Annotated in this window: 21 protein-coding genes and 1 pseudogene; 21 read left to right on the forward strand and 1 reads right to left on the reverse strand. The window is 28.7% G+C overall.

Annotation, left to right across the window (positions count from 1 at the left end; genetic code table 11):
- Positions 1–7 precede the first annotated feature (7 nt).
- Genes HMPREF0078_RS02025 through HMPREF0078_RS02040 form a run of 4 tightly spaced genes read left to right on the forward strand, consistent with a single transcriptional unit; the run spans position 8 to position 3190 of the window.
- The gene (locus tag HMPREF0078_RS02025) at positions 8–775 is read left to right on the forward strand and encodes an ABC transporter permease (protein WP_004835628.1); all 768 of its coding nucleotides are present in this window, start codon (positions 8–10) and stop codon (positions 773–775) included.
- A 14-nt stretch (positions 776–789) separates the two neighbouring features.
- Positions 790–1713: an ABC transporter ATP-binding protein gene (locus HMPREF0078_RS02030; protein ID WP_039920391.1), complete on the forward strand. Its 924-nt coding sequence runs from the start codon at positions 790–792 to the stop codon at positions 1711–1713.
- Positions 1706–2437, forward strand: coding sequence for an ABC transporter permease (locus tag HMPREF0078_RS02035; RefSeq protein ID WP_004835604.1), 732 nt, complete (start codon positions 1706–1708; stop codon positions 2435–2437). The genes HMPREF0078_RS02030 and HMPREF0078_RS02035 overlap by 8 nt, the downstream gene beginning before the upstream one ends.
- Positions 2438–3190, forward strand: a complete 753-nt coding sequence (locus HMPREF0078_RS02040; RefSeq protein ID WP_004838417.1) for an ABC transporter permease — start codon at positions 2438–2440, stop codon at positions 3188–3190.
- A gap of 44 nt (positions 3191–3234) precedes the next feature.
- Here the strand turns inward: HMPREF0078_RS02040 and HMPREF0078_RS02045 are convergent.
- A pseudogene (locus HMPREF0078_RS02045) lies at positions 3235–3603 on the reverse strand (mobilization protein); the annotation flags it as partial.
- Positions 3604–4033: 430 nt separating this feature from the next.
- On the opposite strand from HMPREF0078_RS02045, the gene HMPREF0078_RS02050 reads away from it, so the two are divergent.
- The 17 genes from HMPREF0078_RS02050 (at position 4034) to HMPREF0078_RS02130 (ending at position 18426) form a co-directional block, all read left to right on the forward strand.
- A complete protein-coding gene (locus HMPREF0078_RS02050) occupies positions 4034–5581 on the forward strand; it encodes a sensor histidine kinase (RefSeq protein WP_004838420.1) in 1548 nt (515 codons plus the stop codon).
- Positions 5553–6158, forward strand: coding sequence for a response regulator transcription factor (locus HMPREF0078_RS02055; protein ID WP_004838421.1), 606 nt, complete (start codon positions 5553–5555; stop codon positions 6156–6158). Before HMPREF0078_RS02050 ends, HMPREF0078_RS02055 begins: the two co-directional genes overlap by 29 nt.
- A 330-nt stretch (positions 6159–6488) precedes the next feature.
- Positions 6489–6740, forward strand: a complete 252-nt coding sequence (locus HMPREF0078_RS02060; RefSeq protein ID WP_004838422.1) for a hypothetical protein — start codon at positions 6489–6491, stop codon at positions 6738–6740.
- Positions 6741–6783: 43 nt separating this feature from the next.
- Complete coding sequence (locus tag HMPREF0078_RS02065) at positions 6784–7074, forward strand: CD1845 family protein (protein ID WP_004838423.1); 291 nt, start codon at positions 6784–6786, stop codon at positions 7072–7074.
- A gap of 86 nt (positions 7075–7160) precedes the next feature.
- Positions 7161–8138, forward strand: coding sequence for a replication initiator protein A (locus HMPREF0078_RS02070; RefSeq protein WP_039920393.1), 978 nt, complete (start codon positions 7161–7163; stop codon positions 8136–8138).
- Between the two features lie 14 nt (positions 8139–8152).
- Positions 8153–9010, forward strand: a complete 858-nt coding sequence (locus tag HMPREF0078_RS02075) for an ATP-binding protein (RefSeq protein WP_050756650.1) — start codon at positions 8153–8155, stop codon at positions 9008–9010.
- Positions 9011–9024: 14 nt separating this feature from the next.
- The gene (locus HMPREF0078_RS02080; RefSeq protein ID WP_004838426.1) at positions 9025–9516 is read left to right on the forward strand and encodes a PcfB family protein; all 492 of its coding nucleotides are present in this window, start codon (positions 9025–9027) and stop codon (positions 9514–9516) included.
- Between the two features lie 226 nt (positions 9517–9742).
- Positions 9743–9910 (forward strand): hypothetical protein, encoded by a 168-nt coding sequence (locus tag HMPREF0078_RS02085; RefSeq protein WP_004837288.1) that lies wholly within the window; start codon positions 9743–9745, stop codon positions 9908–9910.
- 53 nt (positions 9911–9963) lie between these two features.
- Complete coding sequence (locus HMPREF0078_RS02090) at positions 9964–11766, forward strand: VirD4-like conjugal transfer protein, CD1115 family (RefSeq protein ID WP_004838428.1); 1803 nt, start codon at positions 9964–9966, stop codon at positions 11764–11766.
- A gap of 156 nt (positions 11767–11922) precedes the next feature.
- Positions 11923–12789, forward strand: coding sequence for an Abi family protein (locus HMPREF0078_RS02095; protein ID WP_039920397.1), 867 nt, complete (start codon positions 11923–11925; stop codon positions 12787–12789).
- A 190-nt stretch (positions 12790–12979) separates the two neighbouring features.
- Positions 12980–13303: a hypothetical protein gene (locus tag HMPREF0078_RS02100; RefSeq protein ID WP_002838912.1), complete on the forward strand. Its 324-nt coding sequence runs from the start codon at positions 12980–12982 to the stop codon at positions 13301–13303.
- Complete coding sequence (locus HMPREF0078_RS02105) at positions 13304–13519, forward strand: Maff2 family mobile element protein (RefSeq protein ID WP_002838961.1); 216 nt, start codon at positions 13304–13306, stop codon at positions 13517–13519. It begins immediately after the preceding gene.
- A 1-nt stretch (position 13520) separates the two neighbouring features.
- Positions 13521–14384 (forward strand): VirB6/TrbL-like conjugal transfer protein, CD1112 family, encoded by an 864-nt coding sequence (locus tag HMPREF0078_RS02110; protein ID WP_004838430.1) that lies wholly within the window; start codon positions 13521–13523, stop codon positions 14382–14384.
- A gap of 17 nt (positions 14385–14401) precedes the next feature.
- Positions 14402–14659 (forward strand): hypothetical protein, encoded by a 258-nt coding sequence (locus HMPREF0078_RS02115; RefSeq protein ID WP_000702456.1) that lies wholly within the window; start codon positions 14402–14404, stop codon positions 14657–14659.
- Positions 14659–14997 carry a PrgI family protein gene (locus HMPREF0078_RS02120; protein ID WP_002838958.1) on the forward strand — a complete coding sequence of 113 codons (339 nt, stop codon included), beginning with the start codon at positions 14659–14661 and terminating at the stop codon, positions 14995–14997. The genes HMPREF0078_RS02115 and HMPREF0078_RS02120 overlap by 1 nt, the downstream gene beginning before the upstream one ends.
- Entirely contained in the window at positions 14994–17489 is a 2496-nt protein-coding gene (locus HMPREF0078_RS02125; protein ID WP_004838432.1) for a VirB4-like conjugal transfer ATPase, CD1110 family, read from the forward strand. Before HMPREF0078_RS02120 ends, HMPREF0078_RS02125 begins: the two co-directional genes overlap by 4 nt.
- Positions 17461–18426 carry a DNA-methyltransferase gene (locus HMPREF0078_RS02130; RefSeq protein WP_004838433.1) on the forward strand — a complete coding sequence of 322 codons (966 nt, stop codon included), beginning with the start codon at positions 17461–17463 and terminating at the stop codon, positions 18424–18426. Before HMPREF0078_RS02125 ends, HMPREF0078_RS02130 begins: the two co-directional genes overlap by 29 nt.
- Positions 18427–18433 lie beyond the last annotated feature (7 nt).

An 18433-nucleotide genomic window follows, 5' to 3' on the forward strand; every position in this document is an offset into this window, starting at 1 on the left:
GTGCGATATGTTCTTGATAAAAGCTGAAATAAAAAAATGGAAGAGAAGTAAAATTTTGATAGGTATTATTATACTAACTGTTATCTTGAATTTGTTTGCAATTGAAAGAGCATTTTCAATTTCAAGAGAAAGTCCTATCATGGATAGTTTTGGAGACTTATATTGTTTAGCGTTTAAGAATATAACTTTTGTGTTCTTGCCAATCGTAATTGGAATGATTTCTACAATGTTATTTTTTGACGAAAGGAAGAATGACACTTTAAAGAATGTACTAATAACTTCGGTTAGTAGATTTGAAGTATTTTTTGCGAAATTTATTTTGATAGAATTACTGACTATATTTTTGATGGTATTAACATATATGTCATCAGTTTTGGGTGCAGTATTAAGTGCCGGATTCGTAGATTTTAATTTAATTACATTAAAAGAGGCAGCAATATTATATATGCTTGCAGCTTTATTAATTCCGATTGCAATGCTTCCGGTAATTTATATTGCTACTTTTTCTAAGAGTTATGTTTTACCTATTTCTATGTGCTTGCTTTATTTAGGAATTGGGATATTTGGAGCTTCGATATTAGTTCATATACATCCGCTTGCAAGTTTATTAGGGGTTTATCAAAATGTATCATCGGCTGCCAAAGAAATGGTAGAAAACAGTATAGGTGGATATTCATTAAATGTATCGCAGTTTAGTTGTTTGTTACATATTTTAACAATTGGAACACTATTTTTTGTGTTCTCTATAAAATCTATGAAAAGACAAAATTATTAAGGAGAAAAAAGAAAATGAAAAACTATATTATTGAAACAAAGAATTTAACAAAAATGTATGGAGAACAAAAGGCTGTAAATTCGGTAAATTTACACATTGAAAAAGGTTCTATATACGGGCTATTAGGACGAAATGGAGCAGGAAAGACCACTATTATGAAGATGATACTGGGACTTACTGATATTACGAATGGTGAAGTAAGTGTTTTTAACCAAAATATAAAAGGTAATGAGAAAAAGATTTATCCAAGAATTGGTGCGATTATTGAAACACCCGGATTTTATCCTAATCTTACAGGGACGGAGAATTTGGAAATATTTGCACTGCTTAGAGGAACGGCTTTCCCTGATGCGGTAAAAAATGCTTTAGAAGTAGTTGGCTTACCACATAAAGATAAGAAACTATTCGGAAATTACTCTTTAGGAATGAAGCAGAGACTTGGGATTGCTAATGCAATTTTACATGATCCAGAGGTTTTAATTTTAGATGAACCGACAAATGGCTTAGATCCCATTGGAATAGCGGAAGTTAGAAATTTTATAAAAGATTTAAGTATAAAAAAAGGAAAGACAATTTTAATCTCCAGTCATATTTTATCTGAAATAACACTTCTCGCTGATACAGTTGGCATTATAGATAAAGGGGTTCTTTTAGAAGAAAGCAGCATGGAAGAATTAAATAAAAAAAATAGAAAGTATATTATGTTGGAAGTGTCTGATGTATCAAAGACGACTATTGTGTTGGAAAAAGAGTTCGGAATAACCAACTATTCTGTTGAAGATAATAATCATGTAAAGATATATAGTCACGGATTAGATATGGCAAAAATTAATAAGTCATTAGTTATGAATGGAATATCGGTGGCTTCATCACAAACCTGTAATGATTCTTTGGAAGATTACTTCAAGAAGATAACCGGAGGAGAGGGAATTGCTTAATTTAGTTAAAGTAGAGTTTCTAAAATTGAAAAGGAAAAAGATTGTTTGGATGATGTTTCTGGCAACACTCTTAATGCCATTGCTTGCCACTATATACTTTGGGAATATAGACCTTTCAGACAATGCAATGAAATATTTCAAATGGACAATCTTTAGTTATAATTTATGGCTGATTTTACCAATTATATTAGGAATATTTTCCACAATGATTGTGTCTATGGAGTATGAAAATGACACTTTTAAAGCATTATGGATTGTTCCGATACAAAAGACGAAGCTTTTAATTAGCAAATTTATAATTGTGTTTTTATATACTTTAGTCTTTATGGGTTTATCAATTCTCTTTACACTTCTTTTTGGAAGAATTATTCATCATATAGAGATGGATCACTTTTTGTTGATTTTTCTCATTAGAAAGTGTTTTGAGATTAGTGGACTTTTATCAGTTTCCATGCTGCCTATTTTATCTATCGCATTTTTAACAAAAAAATACATTTTACCGATTTGCATTACGATTGTTTATGCCTTTTCGGGATTTGTAATTTTAATGGTTAATATGTATATACACCCATTATCAAGCTCTACAGCAATTGTTTTGAGGGATGTCCCGGGAATAATATTAAATCAGGATATAAATATATTTTATTCTCTTCTTTGTATAGGGATATGGGTCGTCGGATTTACAATAGTTACAAAATTATTATTGAAAAGGAGAGGATGGTAAATGAAGACACTTTTATTAGCTGAATATAAAAAACTTCACAGATCAAAATTGATATTTTTGCTTGTATTTGCACTCATAATGACTTTGGGAGTTGTTTTTCTTCAAGGACAATTTACATTTAGTGGGGAAAAGTATATAGACACATTTGGATGGTATATTTTACAGGTGCATTCTTTGACCACATATTTTGTCTTGCCAAGTTTGATAGCATTGTTTGGAGGATATATTATTTGTCGTGAGGAACAAGAAGATGTACTGAAATCATTAAGGCTAATACCGATAGACGAGAGTAATATGATTACTGCAAAAATGATAATTACTCTATTAGGTAGTATTTTTGTTTATTTAATACTATTTACGGCATCCTTAATTATAGAAGCGGTATTGCATTTACACGCAGTAAATATGAGTGAAGTAGTTCACTATTTTGTTGTATATGTATTAACTGGAATAAGCGTTTTTATGGTAATATCTCCAATTATTGCACTTATTGGACTTGTTAAAAGGAGCTACTGGATAGCTCTGATTATCGCTGAGATATACTCTTTTGTGGGAATATTTTTTGCCTCAAAGGAAATTGTAAGAGCCATTTATCCAATATCATCTGTGTTTATTTTGTCAGGAGCGTATGAAACATCCATGTTGGAATTTGCGATTAGTGTACTTGTAAATTTTGGTTGTTGCTTTATTTCATATAAAATATTAAAGGGCATGAAAGTTGGCAAAAAGAAAATAATTAGCAAAAGAAAATAGTTGGAAAAATAAGTTGAAAGTAATTTTAAAGAGAGGAGAGGACACTATCTCTCCATCTCCTTATCCATATAAATTCCGTAATTTTTTCGTATCTTATAAAACTCATCCATAGTGGATTTTGAGGAAGAATACTCTTGCATAAGGGTGTTCTTTTTTTCTTGTAATTTATCGAGGTTTGATAGTATTTCTTTTGTGTTTGGCAGTTTTTTATAGTTTTCTAAAATTTCTTTAGCAGCTATTTTGTAGACGGAAAGTTCGCTATAATATTCTTCTGCAAATTGTTTGTCCTCAGGATTTTTCTTGTGGTATTTATATATTTCACGATACTTATTTATAGTATTTACATTTTCCATATCTTGGGATAAACTCTTCATTTCAGTTTCAATTTTCTTTCTTTTGTCTTCTAAGCTCTTAAAAGCAAAAGAACAAGTAAAGAGTCAAGGTAAGGATAAAAAGTCCATATTAGGGCAAATAAAAAGCTTTAAGACAGACGAGAAAGCTAAATCAAATAAGAAAGACCATAGCAAAGGTGCAGAGAGATAAATACCGGCAGTCTTCGGACTGCCTTTATTTTTTTGCTATATTTTAATAGATTGTATAATGACGTTATATAATTATTATAGATATTAATACACAAAAGTTAGCTGAAATTAAATCTTAATGTATCTATAATATTATTGAATGCTGAAGTTAAAATACAAACACAAAAAGTTTACGATACATTAAAATTTGTAATTTGCAATAGGATTTAATGTATAATTTTAATAGATCCTTTTTTCGGAATTAAGAAAATCGAATTGTATATATAAAGATTATCAGATTAAAATTTAAAAGGAGGTCAAGATGAAAAAACAAAATTTAATTTTAATTATTCATATATTATTGCAAGTTGTTTTGTTTATTCCCATAGCAGCACTTATAAGATATCAGCAGACATTAGATATTGGGATTTTAATAGTATTTTTACTAAGTGTTATAAACTTTTTAGCTTATATTATATGCGTGCTAAATACTGAAAAAAATTATATACTGATGCATAGCTTGGTTGTTGAATTATTTATTACTTTCATTTTTTCACAAGATTTAATATTAAGAAATCTTTCGATAGGAAAGTATATCGAACTATTAATCTATAGCTTGATACTATTTGCAAGTTTCAATCTTTTAAGCTCATCGAGTAGAATTAAGTTCGTTCCATTAATTACAACAATGGGGATTATCATATCAATAATAGTGATGAAATTTAATACTTATTTGGCATCTTCAATATTCAATTATATTGTGATTATTTTATTATTGACTCCAATCATATTATATTCAAAGGATAAAAATATTCGAAAATATGAAAGTAAGACAATTATAATATTGCAAACTTTATTTATAATAGCTTTTTTCGTATACAAGAAGTATGAATCTGAGGGACTTATTTCTATAAGTGAGTATCAACTATTTACATGTATCTTCATTGAGTCTATATTACTGTATAGGATTGGTAAGACAAAAATCAAAAGCGGTTTATTATTTTTCTCCCGTTCTTTGAAAAAAATATTTCCTGAATTTATAATTTTGTTTCTAATGCTCTACTTTACATTATTATCTTTTTCGGGAGTTATAGTATTTTCTTTAAGCTTTTTCATGTTTTTGGTATCATTTAGCTTGTTCGAAAAACATAAAAAATCCAATTATATAACTTTTGAGGAGATGTTGGATAACTATTATGTTGAAAAACATAGAAATTTAGAAATTGAAAAACTGAATACTCTAAGGATACAGACATTTTTACATGATGATATTCTACAGATTATAATAGCTATAAGAAGGTGGATAGAGGATAATCTTTCAGGATCTGGCAAAAAATACATTATAGAAAATCTGGATAAGTTAAACAATCTGATTCGCCATGAAATAAATTCATTCAATCCAATGCTAAATGATTATAGCTCTTTATATGACGCATACAACAGACTTATAGTAGATATAGAAAACATGTATTTAGATAATGAAATGCTTATAGAATTTGAATGTGATAGAAACATAGATTTGCCTAGTCCATATGCTGAGTTAATTTATAAATGCATTAATGAATTATTGATAAATTCATTAAAACATTCAAAAGGATACAGTACGGATATTGTTCTTATAAATTTAGAAGATAAAATTTATCTTACCATAAAAAATTATGGAGATTATTTAGAAGATGAAGAAAAAATAGTAGAGGGAAATATAGGATTAAATATATTAAGATTGAACTTAAGAGAATATGATGGAAAATTTGATTTCGATTTTTCCAATAACCAAAATGAACTAGATGAATCGTTTGTAGAATTTAAAATAGAAGTTCCAATAGAGAGGAGTGTAGTAAATGAAAATCTTATTAATAGAAGATCATAAGATGGTTGCAACTTCTTTAAAAATGAGCTTAGAGACGGACGAATCTATTTCTGTAGATATAGTAAATGATGTTAAAGAACTTAGTATAAATGAATCCGTATTTAACTATGACTTATTACTTATAGATATTAATTTGACAGGAATAGAAGGAACAATAAATGGTTTAGATCTAGCTGAAAAATTAATAGAAAAGTATGAGGAAATTAAAATTGTTATCTTAACTGCATATAAATTAGACTTTTATATTAAAAGAGCAAAAAGAATTGGATGTAAAGGATTTATTTCCAAAGAAGAAGAGACATCTAAACTAATAGAAAATATAAAATCTATCGCCTTGAAAGGCAAAGCGATCTTTCCAGAAGATAATCATATGTTAGAACCATTAACAAAAAGTGAAATTCATATAGTTAAACTATATTCAAACGGACTATCAAGGAAAGAGTTAGCTAAACAACTAAATACAAATGTAAGAAGTCTGGCAGTATCTTTATCACGAATATATCAAAAGTTAGGTGTTAGAAATTATCAAGAAATGATAGATAAAGTGCGTGAGTTAGGATATGTTGATTCATTTTAGAGACAAGCATTAGAATTTTATAATTCTAGTGCTTTTTTATTCACAAAAGTTAGCTGAAATAGAATTCAAAAAAATATAAAATTAGGGAAAGGTGGAAATTAATAACATTTAAGGTTGGTAAAGCAATGAATTATTCTAGTAAACTGAAAAAATAAATAAAAATAGTTGGGAATAACTAAAGAATAAGAACTAAAGACTTTAGATTTTAATGAAGTATAAGTTTGTGTCAATGCTGCTGATAGTAAACGATTTATAGTATGTATGATTATTTTGATGATACAATTGTGAATCAACAGATAAATAGATTTTCAAATTTAAGGAGGATGTTTAATGACTTTAATTATAGATAAAGTGAAAAAAATATACAAACAAGGAGAAGTAGAAGTCAAAGCAGTAAATGATGTAAGTTTTACTGTTAAGGAAGGAGAATTTTTATCTATTATTGGAGATAGTGGTTCGGGGGACAGTGATATAATGATGACAGATACAATAAATCCATTAAAATCAAAGTTTAAAGGCTTCCACAAAACTTTTAAACAAGACGATTTAGGATTAAGTCTGTCATCTTTTTTATTAAATTAGCAAAAAAGAAAAGAAAACATAAGTAATAAGGATTGAAGAGAATATGATAATATTTAGAAATTTTTTCAAAATCATATTGTTTCCTATTAGTATAGCGTTAAGTATCATCACTCTATTTTTAACGTTTGTATTAGGACTTAGTACAATATTTTTTAAACTGATTTCATTTATCGCTATTATGGGATTTTTGGGATCTGTTTATCATGGAGAAAAAGCACTCGCTATAGAGGCAATTATACTAGCATATCTTTTTAGTCCTTATGGTTTACCAGTGCTAGGATATTTTATTATAGAAGTGATAGAAGAGGTGAATGAAAGAATAAAAGCAATTTAAATATAAAAATAAATAGATTAAAACGATGAAAAAGAGATAGCAAAATCAAAGCTATCTCTTTTTATATGAAAAGAAAGGGGGTTATGATGAAAGAAATAGTTAAATTTGAATACTATTATGGCAATGAAGCAGAACAATATTCATTTTTTAGGATTCCCAAAACTTTATTTACCGACTTAAATTTTAAAAAACTATCCGTAGAAGCAAAAATTCTTTATGGAATTCTACTCGATAGAATGAGCTTGTCAATTAAGAATAAATGGTTAGATGAAGAAAACAAGGTATACATCATCTATACCATAGAAGAAATTATGGAAGTATTAAATTGGGGGAGAAATAAATCGGTCAAAGTAATGAAAGAAATTGAAGAGATAGGATTATTAGAAAAAAAGAGGTTAGGACTTGGAAAGCCAAATTTACTCTATGTAAAGAACTTTATTTACACAGAAAATAATAAAACTACAGAAGTTTCAAAAGCAAACCTCAAGAAGTTTAAAAAACAAACTTCAGGAAGTTTAGAAAACAAACCTCAAGAAGTTTCAAAAGAGGACTCTAATAATACTAATATTAATAATACTAAAACTAATAATACTGATTTTAATAATACCACCCCCATATCCCCCTTAGAAAAGCTAGGAGAAAAATCAAAAAAAACTTTGGAGGAGGAAGAATTAAAAGAAACTATAAAAAAGAATATATCTTATGAAACCTTTGAAAAAGTAAGAATAGAAGAAAAGAAGCAAGTAGATGTAATGATAAATGTACTTGTAAAGGCATTAACTAGCTTTACAAAGATTAAAATAGGAGGGATGCATATATCCAATGAAAATTTTAAAGAAAGATTTCTAAGTCTTAACTATAAACACATAGACTATGTTTTGAAATACCTAAGAGAAAATGCTCCAAAGGATATTAAAAACATTAATGCCTATCTACTGACTCTCTTATACAATGCAGATGAAAATATTAGAAACATAGAAGTCATAAAGAGAGAAGATCAGAAAAGAGAAAATTATGACTATAGTAATGATGAGGATATCTGGAGAGAAATTTTAAATACTTGATAGGAGATGAGTATATGGAGTTAATAAAAGAAATCCTAGAACAGAAAATAAAAAATGCAGAAACAAATAGTCCATCAAATGATGAAGAAAATAGGAGTTATATAGATCAAGAAACAGGATTAAAATATTGTGCAAAATGTAAAACACCAATTGAAAAAGAAATAGACTTCTTTGGAGAAATAAAAAAAGTTGGTATTTTATGTCAATGCAAAAAAGAAAGACAAAAATTAGAGGAAGAAAAAAGAAAAGAAAATAAAAGGCTTTTAAAAATTGAACACTTAAAAAAAGAGTGTTTTTCTGATCCTATCTTATTAAATTGGAATTTTAAAAATATGGACAAAGATAGTGAGCATGAAAAAGTAGCAAAAAACTATGTGGAAAAATTTGATGAAATATATGAAAATAATATAGGATTAATTCTCACAGGGAATGTGGGATGTGGAAAAACATATCTTGCAAGTTCTATAGCAAATGCTTTACTAGAAAAAGAAATATCAGTTAAAATGACAAATTTTTCAGTAATTTTAAATGATATGACCAACTTTGAGATTGATAAAAGCAAGTATATAGATAACCTAAATCATAAGAAACTATTAATTATTGATGATTTTGGAATGGAAAGAGATACAGATTTTGCAGCTGAGCATATCTTTAACATAATAGATAGTAGATATAGAAGTTGGAAACCTCTAATTATAACAACAAACTTAAATATATCAGCTTTAACTAATCCTGAAACTATAAAAGATAAAAGAATTTACTCAAGGATACTTGAAATATGCAGTCCCATTATATTTACAGGAGAAAATAGAAGAATAGAAAAAATGAAGGAGAAATCAAAATTAGCCTATGAAATATTAAAAAAAGAATGAAAGTAGGTGAGTGAATGCAAAATGATGATATAAATAGCAGAACAATAGCCATAGTAAAAAAAGCAAGTATAGTAACAGCCAAGCAAGTTATAAATTTGATGAAGAAAATATTAGAAATAAATAAACATAAAGCGCAGACAGAACAGTCAAGACCCTTAGAAAAATTTAAAAAAGTAAAAGTAAAAGACCTTGTAAAAAAAGGTAAAGTAGAAACCTTAGAATTAAATGACATAGACTTAAAAGCATTGAAAAAAGAACTAAAAAGATATGGCGTGAAATTTTCCATAAAGAAAGATTTAGAAAATGGAAACAACATTATCTTTTTTCAAGCAAAAGATATAAAAGTAATGGAACAGGCTTTTAAAAAGACAGTCCAGAAATTTACTAAAGATAAGTCAAGAAAAAGGAAATCTGTAATAGAAAGGCTTAATAACTTCAAGGATAAAGTCAAAGATACTATTGACAGTGATAAGGTTAAACATAAGCATCAGGAACAAAGTTTATAATAAAAATACTTGGCTATATATAATATAGATGATGAGAAGGCATGAATAGCCTTATTGTTGGATACTATGAAAAAGAAGATGGGAGCCATCCAGTAGAAGAATTTCTCTTATCTATAGATAAAAAATGAGAGAAGAAGCATTAGGAAAGAAACTAAAAGCTACCTTTGAAAGTAAAGTATAAGTGTATGAAATGAAGAAAAATATTTGCCCAAAATGTAAAAGAAAGATGAAACAACAATTTATAGGATTACTACATTGCAAGTGTGGTATAAGCTATCATAAAGATTTAGGATATTTTAAAAGAAATGAAAATATGATGTTTGTCTTGGAAAGAAAAAAGATAGGTAAAAAAATAAAACAAGTTCCAGTAATAAGATATAAAAAAGATAAATAGGATAAATAAGATGCTAATGGGTAGAGAAATCTACTCTTTTTTATGGAGAGGAAGTGATTGATTCGAAAATACTAAATGAAATAATAAAAGATATAAAAAATGTTTTTAAGATAAGAGATAAGAAGAAATTTGTATTAGAAAATTTTCCTTACCTCTTATTTTTTTATATAGGAAATATCTTTACAAGCCATGTCAACTCTTATATAGGAGGAGATATAATAGATAGAATTCTAGTAGCTTTTAGTCAAATAGATACTTTAAACTATATTCCATCATTAAAAATAAAAAACCTGATACCTGGTCTAATTCTATCAGTAGTTATTAAGATAATCCTTATACAGAAAAAGAAAAAAGCAAAAAAGTTTAGAGAGGGCAGAGAATATGGATCGGCAAGATGGGGAAATGAGAAAGACATTGAGCCATACATTGACAGGAAGTTTGAAAACAATGTGCTACTAACTCAAACTGAAAGACTTACCATGAACAATAGACCTAAAAATCCAAAATATGCTAGGAATAAAAATGTATTGGTAATTGGAGGTTCTGGTAGTGGTAAAACAAGGTTCTTTGTAAAGCCAAATCTCATGCAAATGCACTCTTCATATGTAGTGACCGATCCAAAAGGAACATTAGTCCTAGAATGTGGGAAAATGTTGGAAAGAAATGGATATGAGATAAAAATACTAAACACAATAAACTTTAAAAAATCCATGAGATATAATCCCTTTGCATACTTGAAAAGTGAAAAAGATATTTTGAAATTAGTACAAACAATAATCGCAAATACCAAGGGAGAAGGAGAAAAATCAACTGAGGATTTTTGGGTGAAAGCTGAAAAACTCTATTACACAGCACTTATAGGATATATCTGGTATGAAGCTCCTAAAGAAGAACAGAACTTTACAACTCTACTTGCTATGATAGATGCAAGTGAAGTAAGAGAAGAAGATGAAAATTTTAAAAATGCAGTAGACTATATGTTTGAAGCATTAGAAAAAGAAAAGCCAAACCATTTCGCAGTAAAACAATATAAGAAATACAAACTTGCAGCAGGAAAAACTGCCAAATCAATCCTTATATCCTGTGGAGCAAGGCTTGCTCCTTTTGATATTGAAGAATTAAGGGATCTTATGAAAGAAGATGAGCTGGAGCTTGATACACTTGGAGAAAAGAAAACAGCTTTATTCGTTATAATATCAGATACAGATGATACATTTAACTTTGTAGTATCAATAATGTACTCACAATTATTTAATCTATTATGTGATAAAGCAGATGACGAATACGGCGGAAGACTTCCAGTTCATGTGAGATGCCTACTTGATGAATTTGCAAATATCGGCTTAATTCCTAAATTTGAAAAGCTTATTGCAACTATTAGAAGTAGAGAAATATCAGCTTGTATAATATTACAAGCACAATCACAACTAAAAAGCATCTATAAAGATAATGCCGATACTATAGTTGGCAATTGTGACTCAACACTCTTTCTAGGAGGAAAAGAAAAAACAACATTAAAAGAATTATCTGAAAGTTTGGGAAAAGAAACAATAGACCTATATAACACATCGGAAACAAGATCAAATCAAAGGAGTTTTGGTTTAAACTATCAAAAAACTGGAAAAGAATTAATGAGTCAAGATGAGATAACTGTAATGGATGGTGGGAAATGTATTTACCAATTAAGAGGAGTTAGACCATTTCTTTCAGATAAATTTGACATAACCAAACATAAGAATTATAAGTTCCTTGAAGATTATGATAAGAGAAATATATTTGACATAGAGAAATACCTACAGAGAAAAGATGAGGTTAAGTTAAAAGAGAGTATGGTAGTTGAAATATTAGATGAATAAATTTAAAATTAAATAAGAAGTAAGATAGATATTTAGGAAAGATTAAAAGAAAATACTTGACAAAAAATATTTTATAACATATAATAATTTCAACAGCACCCGACACGCCTCTTAACAATGCGGACCAAGTCGGGTCATTTGATTTTAGGAGAAAAAATGAAAAAAATTCATCAAGAACCGATTAGTATAGAAAATCAAGTAAAAAATTTAATAGACTTAGGACTTTTAGTAGAAGATAAAACTTATGCTAAGAAAATTCTTGGAAGAATATCCTATTACAGGCTGATTAAAGCTTATAGTATCACATTAAAAAAAGATGGAAGATATATATCAGGAATAAGTTTTGAAGATATTGTAAGTTTATATAAATTTGATAGAGAACTTAGACAACTCATATTTGAAATAATAGAACATATTGAAGTTTCTTTAAGAGCAGTTATCACAAACTATTTTTCTTTAAAATATGGAAATTTTGGCTACAAAGATTTGTCAAATGTGGGAAAATATAAAAACAGATATAAAGAAGCATTAAATGATTTAGAAAGAGAAACAAAAAGAAATAGACGCTCACCATTTATAAAAAACTTTAAAGACAATTATGAAGGTGGAGAAATTCCGCTCTATGCAGTGATAGAAGTAGCAAGTTTTGGAACTTTATCTAAAATGTATAAAAATATGAAAAATGAAGATAAAAGTAAAATTGCAAAAGTCTTTCATACAGACTACCATTACTTTGAATCTTGGATAGAAAATTTTGCCTATATAAGAAATATATGTGCCCATTATGGCAGGCTATATGGAGCAAAGCTTACAAAATCACCAAAGCTATATAAAGAATATTTAAAAAAGAATATTTCAAACAATACAATATTTGCTACATTAGTTAATCTTAAAATAGTTTCTGAAGAAGAAAATTACAAAAAATTTTATCATGATCTAACGGAACTAATAGCAAGATATGAAAATATTGAACTAAGGCATGTTGGCTTTATAGAAAACTGGAAAGAATTACTAAAACCATAAAATTAAATAGAGAAATTTACACCGAAAAAAACATTTCGGTGTTTTTTTATTCCCAAAGGAGGAAGAATGAAATATATACGAGATGAGCCGAAAAAATAAGATACAGAGAAAAATGAAATATTAATGAATTAGAAGTAGAAGCGATAGAGAAAACTATCGCTTTTTTTATGGAATAAAGGAGATAGAACAAATGGAAAGAGAAATGCTAAATATTAATGGAAATCTAGTAGGAGAAATAAAAACAACTGCAATAGATACAAAGGAAGGAGAAAAAGAGGTAGCTAACTTCACAATAGTTAGGAAGAACAAAGAAGAAGGAAAGGTTAAAAAAGAATATATCTACTGTAATCTCTACGGGGAAAAGGCAAAAAGTGTGAAGGAATTTAAAAGTGGAGAATACATCCATATTTTTGGATATTTTAAGGAAACAAAAAAAGAAGACAAGACATTTAAAAATTTTATAGTAAAGCACATAAATAAAATTGAAAAAGAAGAAAAAGAGGAGGAAATATAAATGGAATTTTTTACACAAGCAGTAAATGTATTAAAAATATTAGTTACAGCAATTGGTGCAGGACTTGGAGCATGGGGTGTTATCAACCTGATGGAAGGTTATGGGAATGACAACCCTGGTGCTAAATCTCAAGGTATAAAGCAGCTTATGGCTGGAGGGGGAATTGTACTCATAGGTTTAAAACTAATACCGCTATTAGCAAACGTGTTAAAATAAAATGTTTAATATAGTAGATAAGATCAAAGAGTTTTTTTCGGAGATACTTATTGATATGATCAAGGAAAATTTAAGCGGAATGCTCCTTGATATAAATGACAAAGTATCAACGATAGCAAATGAGGTAGGAAAGACTCCGAGTGGATGGAACTCGGAGGTTTTCCACTTCATAAAGTCTATTTCAGAAAATGTTATACTTCCCATAGCAGGTCTTATCATAACGGCTGTACTATGTATTGAATTAATTCAAATGGTAATGAACAAAAATAATATGCATGACACAGATACCTTTGATTTTTTTAAATATATGATAAAAATGTGGATAGCAGTATGGCTTGTATCTCATGCTTTTGACTTTTCTATGGCAGTATTTGATGTGGCACAGAATTTAATAGGAAAGGCAGCAGGTGTGGCAAATGCTAGTGCAAAAGTTTCTCCAGGTGATATAGCTAATATGGTAGATAGCCTAAAAGGAGAGTCAATAGGAAAATTAATGACTATAGTACTAGAGACATCAATTGTAAAGATGATAATTCAAGGGATATCAATACTAATTACAGTTATTCTATACGGCAGGATGATAGAAATATATATTTATACTTCAGTTTGCGCCATACCTTTTGCCACAATGGGTAATAAAGAATGGGGAAGTATTGGAACAAACTATATAAGAGGGCTCTTCGCACTTGGCTTGCAAGGTTTATTCCTACTTATATGCGTAGGAATTTATGCCGTACTTGTTAAGACTTTAAATATATCAGACATACACAAAAGTATTTTTGAATTACTAGGATACACCTTAATACTTGGTATAACTATGATGAAATCAGGAAGTATTGCAAAATCAATTTTAAATGCTCATTAATAAAAAAGGAGAAGATGATGAAAATTAGAAGAAAAAAGGACAAAAAAATTAATTTAAAAACACTTGGAACAATAGGACTCCCAATACTTTTAATAGGGGGATATATTACAAGAGAAATACAAAATAGAATGATTATAAGAAAAACATTGGAAGTTTTAGATAATAGAGAAGAAACGAATGAAAAAGTCTTAGAAATAGCAGTGAATATGGGAAAATCATTAGAAGATCTGAACAGAGAAGACATATATGGCTTTTACTTAGAGGGTTTAGAATAATGGCTTATGTAAATGTCCCAAAGGACTTAACAAAAGTAAAAACAAAGGTAGCTCTAAATCTAACAAAAAGACAATTAATTGGCTTTACAATTGCAGGTCTAATAGGCTTTCCAGTATATTTAATGGTAAAAAAAGTGCTGCCTAATGACCTATCTATGTTAATTATGATAGGTGTGTCTTTTCCTATAATATTTGCAACTCTTTATGAAAAGGACGGGATCTATTTTGAAAAATATTTAAAGTATATTATAGATAAGAAAAGACAGACAAGTATAAGGATATACAAGACAGAATGTATTTATGATATAAAGAAACAAAGAAAGGAAAGGAGTAAATGAATCAAATACAGAAAAAACAACAGAAAAAATTAAATCAAGAAAAAAGAAATTTAAAAAAACAAAAAGAAGATTTAAAAAGCATTAGTATAAGTCAAAAAAAGATGAAAAAAGCAAATATTTCTAAAGAAAAAGGAAAGCCCAAAAAGAAGCTTTCCTTTTTTGGTGGGAAGAAGAAAAAGAGCGTTCAGGAAACAATCCCTTATTTAAGAATGTTGAGAAATGGGATTTGCCAAGTTGAGAAGAACAAATTTAATAAAATGATACGTTTTTTAGATATTAACTACCAGCTTTCAACAGAAGAAGATAAGGAAAGTATATTTAATGAATTTTCAAGTTTTTTAAACTATTTTGATCCAAGTGTTGATATAGAACTTTCATATATTAATCGCATAGGAAAAAATGAAGAAGTAGAAAAAAACATCAATGTTCCGGATAGAAACGATTCATATAATGAAATACGAAAAGAGTACAGGGAAATGCTAAAAAATCAGAGTCAAAAAGGAAATAATGGACTTACTAAATATATGTATATAACCTTTAGCTTACAAGCACAAGATTTAAAAGAGGCAACTACAAGACTTGAAAGAATGGAAATGGATATATTAAATAACTTTAAGCAGATGGGAGTAAAAGCTTATGTATTAAGTGGATATGAAAGGTTAAAGGTTATTCACGATATCTTAAATCCAAATAAGAATTTTGTTTTTTCATTTGAAGACCTAAAATATAGTGGACTATCTACTAAGGATTATATAGTACCAGCATCATTTAACTTTTCATCTAACAATCAATTTAAAATTGGAGAATACTTTGGAGAAGTAAACTTTCTACAAATTCTAGCACCTGAATTATCAGATAGATTATTATCAGAATTTTTAGGAGTTGAAGAAAATATGATTGTAACATTTCATATAAATTCCATTGATCAAACAGAAGCTATAAAGATGATTAAAAGAAAAATAACAGACTTGGATAAAATGAAAATTGAAGAAAATAAGAAGGCTATAAGATCAGGATATGATATTGATATTCTTCCAAGCGATTTAATTACCTATGGTAATGATGCTAAGAAACTGTTAGTAGAACTTCAAAATCATAATGAGAGAATGTTTGTCATAACTATTTTGTTTACAAATATGGAAAAAAGTAGAAAGAAATTGAGTAATATAATTTTTCAACTAAATTCAATAGCAGGTAGACATAATTGTGTATTGAAAAATCTTAACTATAGACAGGAACAAGGACTAATTTCCTCCCTGCCACTCGGAAAAAATGAAATCGAAATAAAAAGAGGACTTACAACTAGCTCTACAGCAGTCTTTATTCCTTTTACAACAGAAGAGCTGTGCTTAGAAGGAGAGAGCTTATACTACGGATTAAATGCTTTAAGTCGTAACATTATTATGACAGATAGAAAGCTTTTAAAGAATCCAAACGGTTTAATACTTGGAACGCCTGGTAGTGGTAAATCTTTTTCGGCTAAAAGAGAAATTACCAATGCTTTTTTAATCACACAAGATGACATCATTATATGTGATCCGGAAGGGGAGTATGGAAATTTAACTAAGGCACTAGGTGGAGAAGTTATAAAAATATCGCCAACAAGTAAGGATTATATAAACCCGTTGGATATAAATGTAGACTATGCCGATGAAGACAATCCCTTATCTTTAAAGTCTGACTTTATTCTTTCACTGTTTGAACTTGTAGTAGGAAAGGAAGGGTTAAGTGCAGAAGAAACTTCAGTAATTGATAGATGTCTTCCAATATTATATAAGAATTACTTCGACAATCCTATTCCTGAAAATATGCCAATTTTAGAAGATTTATATAATTTACTTTTAAAACAAGAAGAAAAGGTAGGGAAAAAATTAGCAGTAGAAATGGAAATTTATGTCAAAGGTAGTCTTAATGTATTTAACCATAGGACTAATGTAGATACAGGCAATAGAATTCTTTGCTATGACATTAAGGAATTAGGAAAGCAACTTAGAAAAATAGGTATGTTAATTGTTCAAGATCAAGTATGGAACAGAGTAACTATTAATAGGAATAAGAAGGAAACCAGATATTACTGTGACGAATTCCATTTGCTTTTAAGAGAAGAACAAACAGCCTCATATTCCATAGAAATCTGGAAAAGATTTAGAAAATGGGGTGGGATTCCAACAGGATTAACACAAAATGTAAAGGACCTTTTAGCCAGTCCTGAAATAGAAAATATATTTGATAACACAGATTTTATCTTAATGCTTAATCAAGCTAGTGGTGATAGGGAAATTTTAGCGAACAAGTTAAATATATCTCTTTATCAGTTATCCTATGTAACAAATTCCAATGAGGGAGAGGGATTACTATTCTACGGAAACACAATAGTACCTTTTGTAGATAGATTCCCTAAAGATACAAAATTGTATAAGTTAATGACAACTAAACCAGAAGAATTAAAGGAAGGGATAGAAATTGATAGACAGAGAGAAGTTAAAAACTAACTATATTATTAATTTAGATGCAATTTCTGCTCTAAAGGAATTTCCAGATAAAATATTTGATTGCTGTATTACATCTCCTCCATATTATGGACTTAGAGACTATAAAGCAGAAGGACAAATTGGAAGAGAAGAAAGTCCGGAGGAATATTTAAATAAATTAATTGAAGTCTTTAGAGAAGTAAAAAGAGTATTAAAAAAAGAAGGAACACTTTGGGTAGTTATTGGAGATTCTTATGCAGGGACAAGAAGCAAAAAAGAATATAAAGATCCTAAAAACATAGAAGGAAGAAGTGGTCAAAAAGAGTTTATTACAGAAAAACTCAGTGGCTACAAGGCAAAAGATTTAATGGGGATACCTTGGCAACTAGCTTTAAAATTAAGAGAGGACGGTTGGTATTTACGAAGCGATATTATTTGGCATAAGGAAAATGCCATGCCTGAGTCTTGTAGAGATAGACCATCAAGGTCCTATGAACATATCTTCCTACTATCAAAAGCAAGAAAGTATTTCTATAACTTTGACGCGATGAAAGAACCAATAAAAGAAATAAGCAAGAAAAGATATATGAGGGCAAGAGGAAAAGATAATAAGTATTTACAAGAAGGTACAGGAGCTAAAAGACAGAGCATAAATGAAGCAAGAGAGTATGGAGAATATATAGGAGATAATGTCCCTAAGTTTAGAAACAATAGAGATATTTGGACTATTAACACCAGTGCATTTAAAGGAAAACACTATGCTGTATTTCCACCAAAACTGGTAGAACTTTGTATAAAAGCAGGATGTCCTAAAAAAGGCTTAATTATTGATCCCTTTATGGGTTCAGGAACTGTTGGAATGGTAGCTATTAGGATGGACAGAGAATATATTGGAATTGACATAAACAAAGACTACTGTCAAATAGCTAAAGAAAGGATTGAAAAAAATATGAAATAGGAGGTAT

The organism is Anaerococcus vaginalis ATCC 51170 (assembly GCF_000163295.1).
GTDB lineage: Bacteria > Bacillota > Clostridia > Tissierellales > Peptoniphilaceae > Anaerococcus > Anaerococcus vaginalis.

Excerpts from the sequence above, each read along its gene's own strand:
- HMPREF0078_RS02125 (WP_004838432.1), top strand. The coding sequence starts at position 14,994 with ATGAATCAAATACAGAAAAAACAACAGAAAAAATTAAATCAAGAAAAA.
- HMPREF0078_RS02085 (WP_004837288.1), top strand. The coding sequence starts at position 9,743 with ATGAAACAACAATTTATAGGATTACTACATTGCAAGTGTGGTATAAGC.
- HMPREF0078_RS02115 (WP_000702456.1), top strand. The coding sequence starts at position 14,402 with ATGAAAATTAGAAGAAAAAAGGACAAAAAAATTAATTTAAAAACACTT.
- HMPREF0078_RS02055 (WP_004838421.1), top strand. The coding sequence starts at position 5,553 with ATGAAAATCTTATTAATAGAAGATCATAAGATGGTTGCAACTTCTTTA.
- HMPREF0078_RS02030 (WP_039920391.1), top strand. The coding sequence starts at position 790 with ATGAAAAACTATATTATTGAAACAAAGAATTTAACAAAAATGTATGGA.
- HMPREF0078_RS02070 (WP_039920393.1), top strand. The coding sequence starts at position 7,161 with ATGAAAGAAATAGTTAAATTTGAATACTATTATGGCAATGAAGCAGAA.
- HMPREF0078_RS02075 (WP_050756650.1), top strand. The coding sequence starts at position 8,153 with ATGGAGTTAATAAAAGAAATCCTAGAACAGAAAATAAAAAATGCAGAA.
- HMPREF0078_RS02065 (WP_004838423.1), top strand. The coding sequence starts at position 6,784 with ATGATAATATTTAGAAATTTTTTCAAAATCATATTGTTTCCTATTAGT.
- HMPREF0078_RS02120 (WP_002838958.1), top strand. The coding sequence starts at position 14,659 with ATGGCTTATGTAAATGTCCCAAAGGACTTAACAAAAGTAAAAACAAAG.
- HMPREF0078_RS02080 (WP_004838426.1), top strand. The coding sequence starts at position 9,025 with ATGCAAAATGATGATATAAATAGCAGAACAATAGCCATAGTAAAAAAA.
- HMPREF0078_RS02110 (WP_004838430.1), top strand. The coding sequence starts at position 13,521 with ATGTTTAATATAGTAGATAAGATCAAAGAGTTTTTTTCGGAGATACTT.
- HMPREF0078_RS02050 (WP_004838420.1), top strand. The coding sequence starts at position 4,034 with ATGAAAAAACAAAATTTAATTTTAATTATTCATATATTATTGCAAGTT.
- HMPREF0078_RS02105 (WP_002838961.1), top strand. The coding sequence starts at position 13,304 with ATGGAATTTTTTACACAAGCAGTAAATGTATTAAAAATATTAGTTACA.
- HMPREF0078_RS02100 (WP_002838912.1), top strand. The coding sequence starts at position 12,980 with ATGGAAAGAGAAATGCTAAATATTAATGGAAATCTAGTAGGAGAAATA.
- HMPREF0078_RS02095 (WP_039920397.1), top strand. The coding sequence starts at position 11,923 with ATGAAAAAAATTCATCAAGAACCGATTAGTATAGAAAATCAAGTAAAA.
- HMPREF0078_RS02060 (WP_004838422.1), top strand. The coding sequence starts at position 6,489 with ATGACTTTAATTATAGATAAAGTGAAAAAAATATACAAACAAGGAGAA.
- HMPREF0078_RS02040 (WP_004838417.1), top strand. The coding sequence starts at position 2,438 with ATGAAGACACTTTTATTAGCTGAATATAAAAAACTTCACAGATCAAAA.
- HMPREF0078_RS02025 (WP_004835628.1), top strand. The coding sequence starts at position 8 with ATGTTCTTGATAAAAGCTGAAATAAAAAAATGGAAGAGAAGTAAAATT.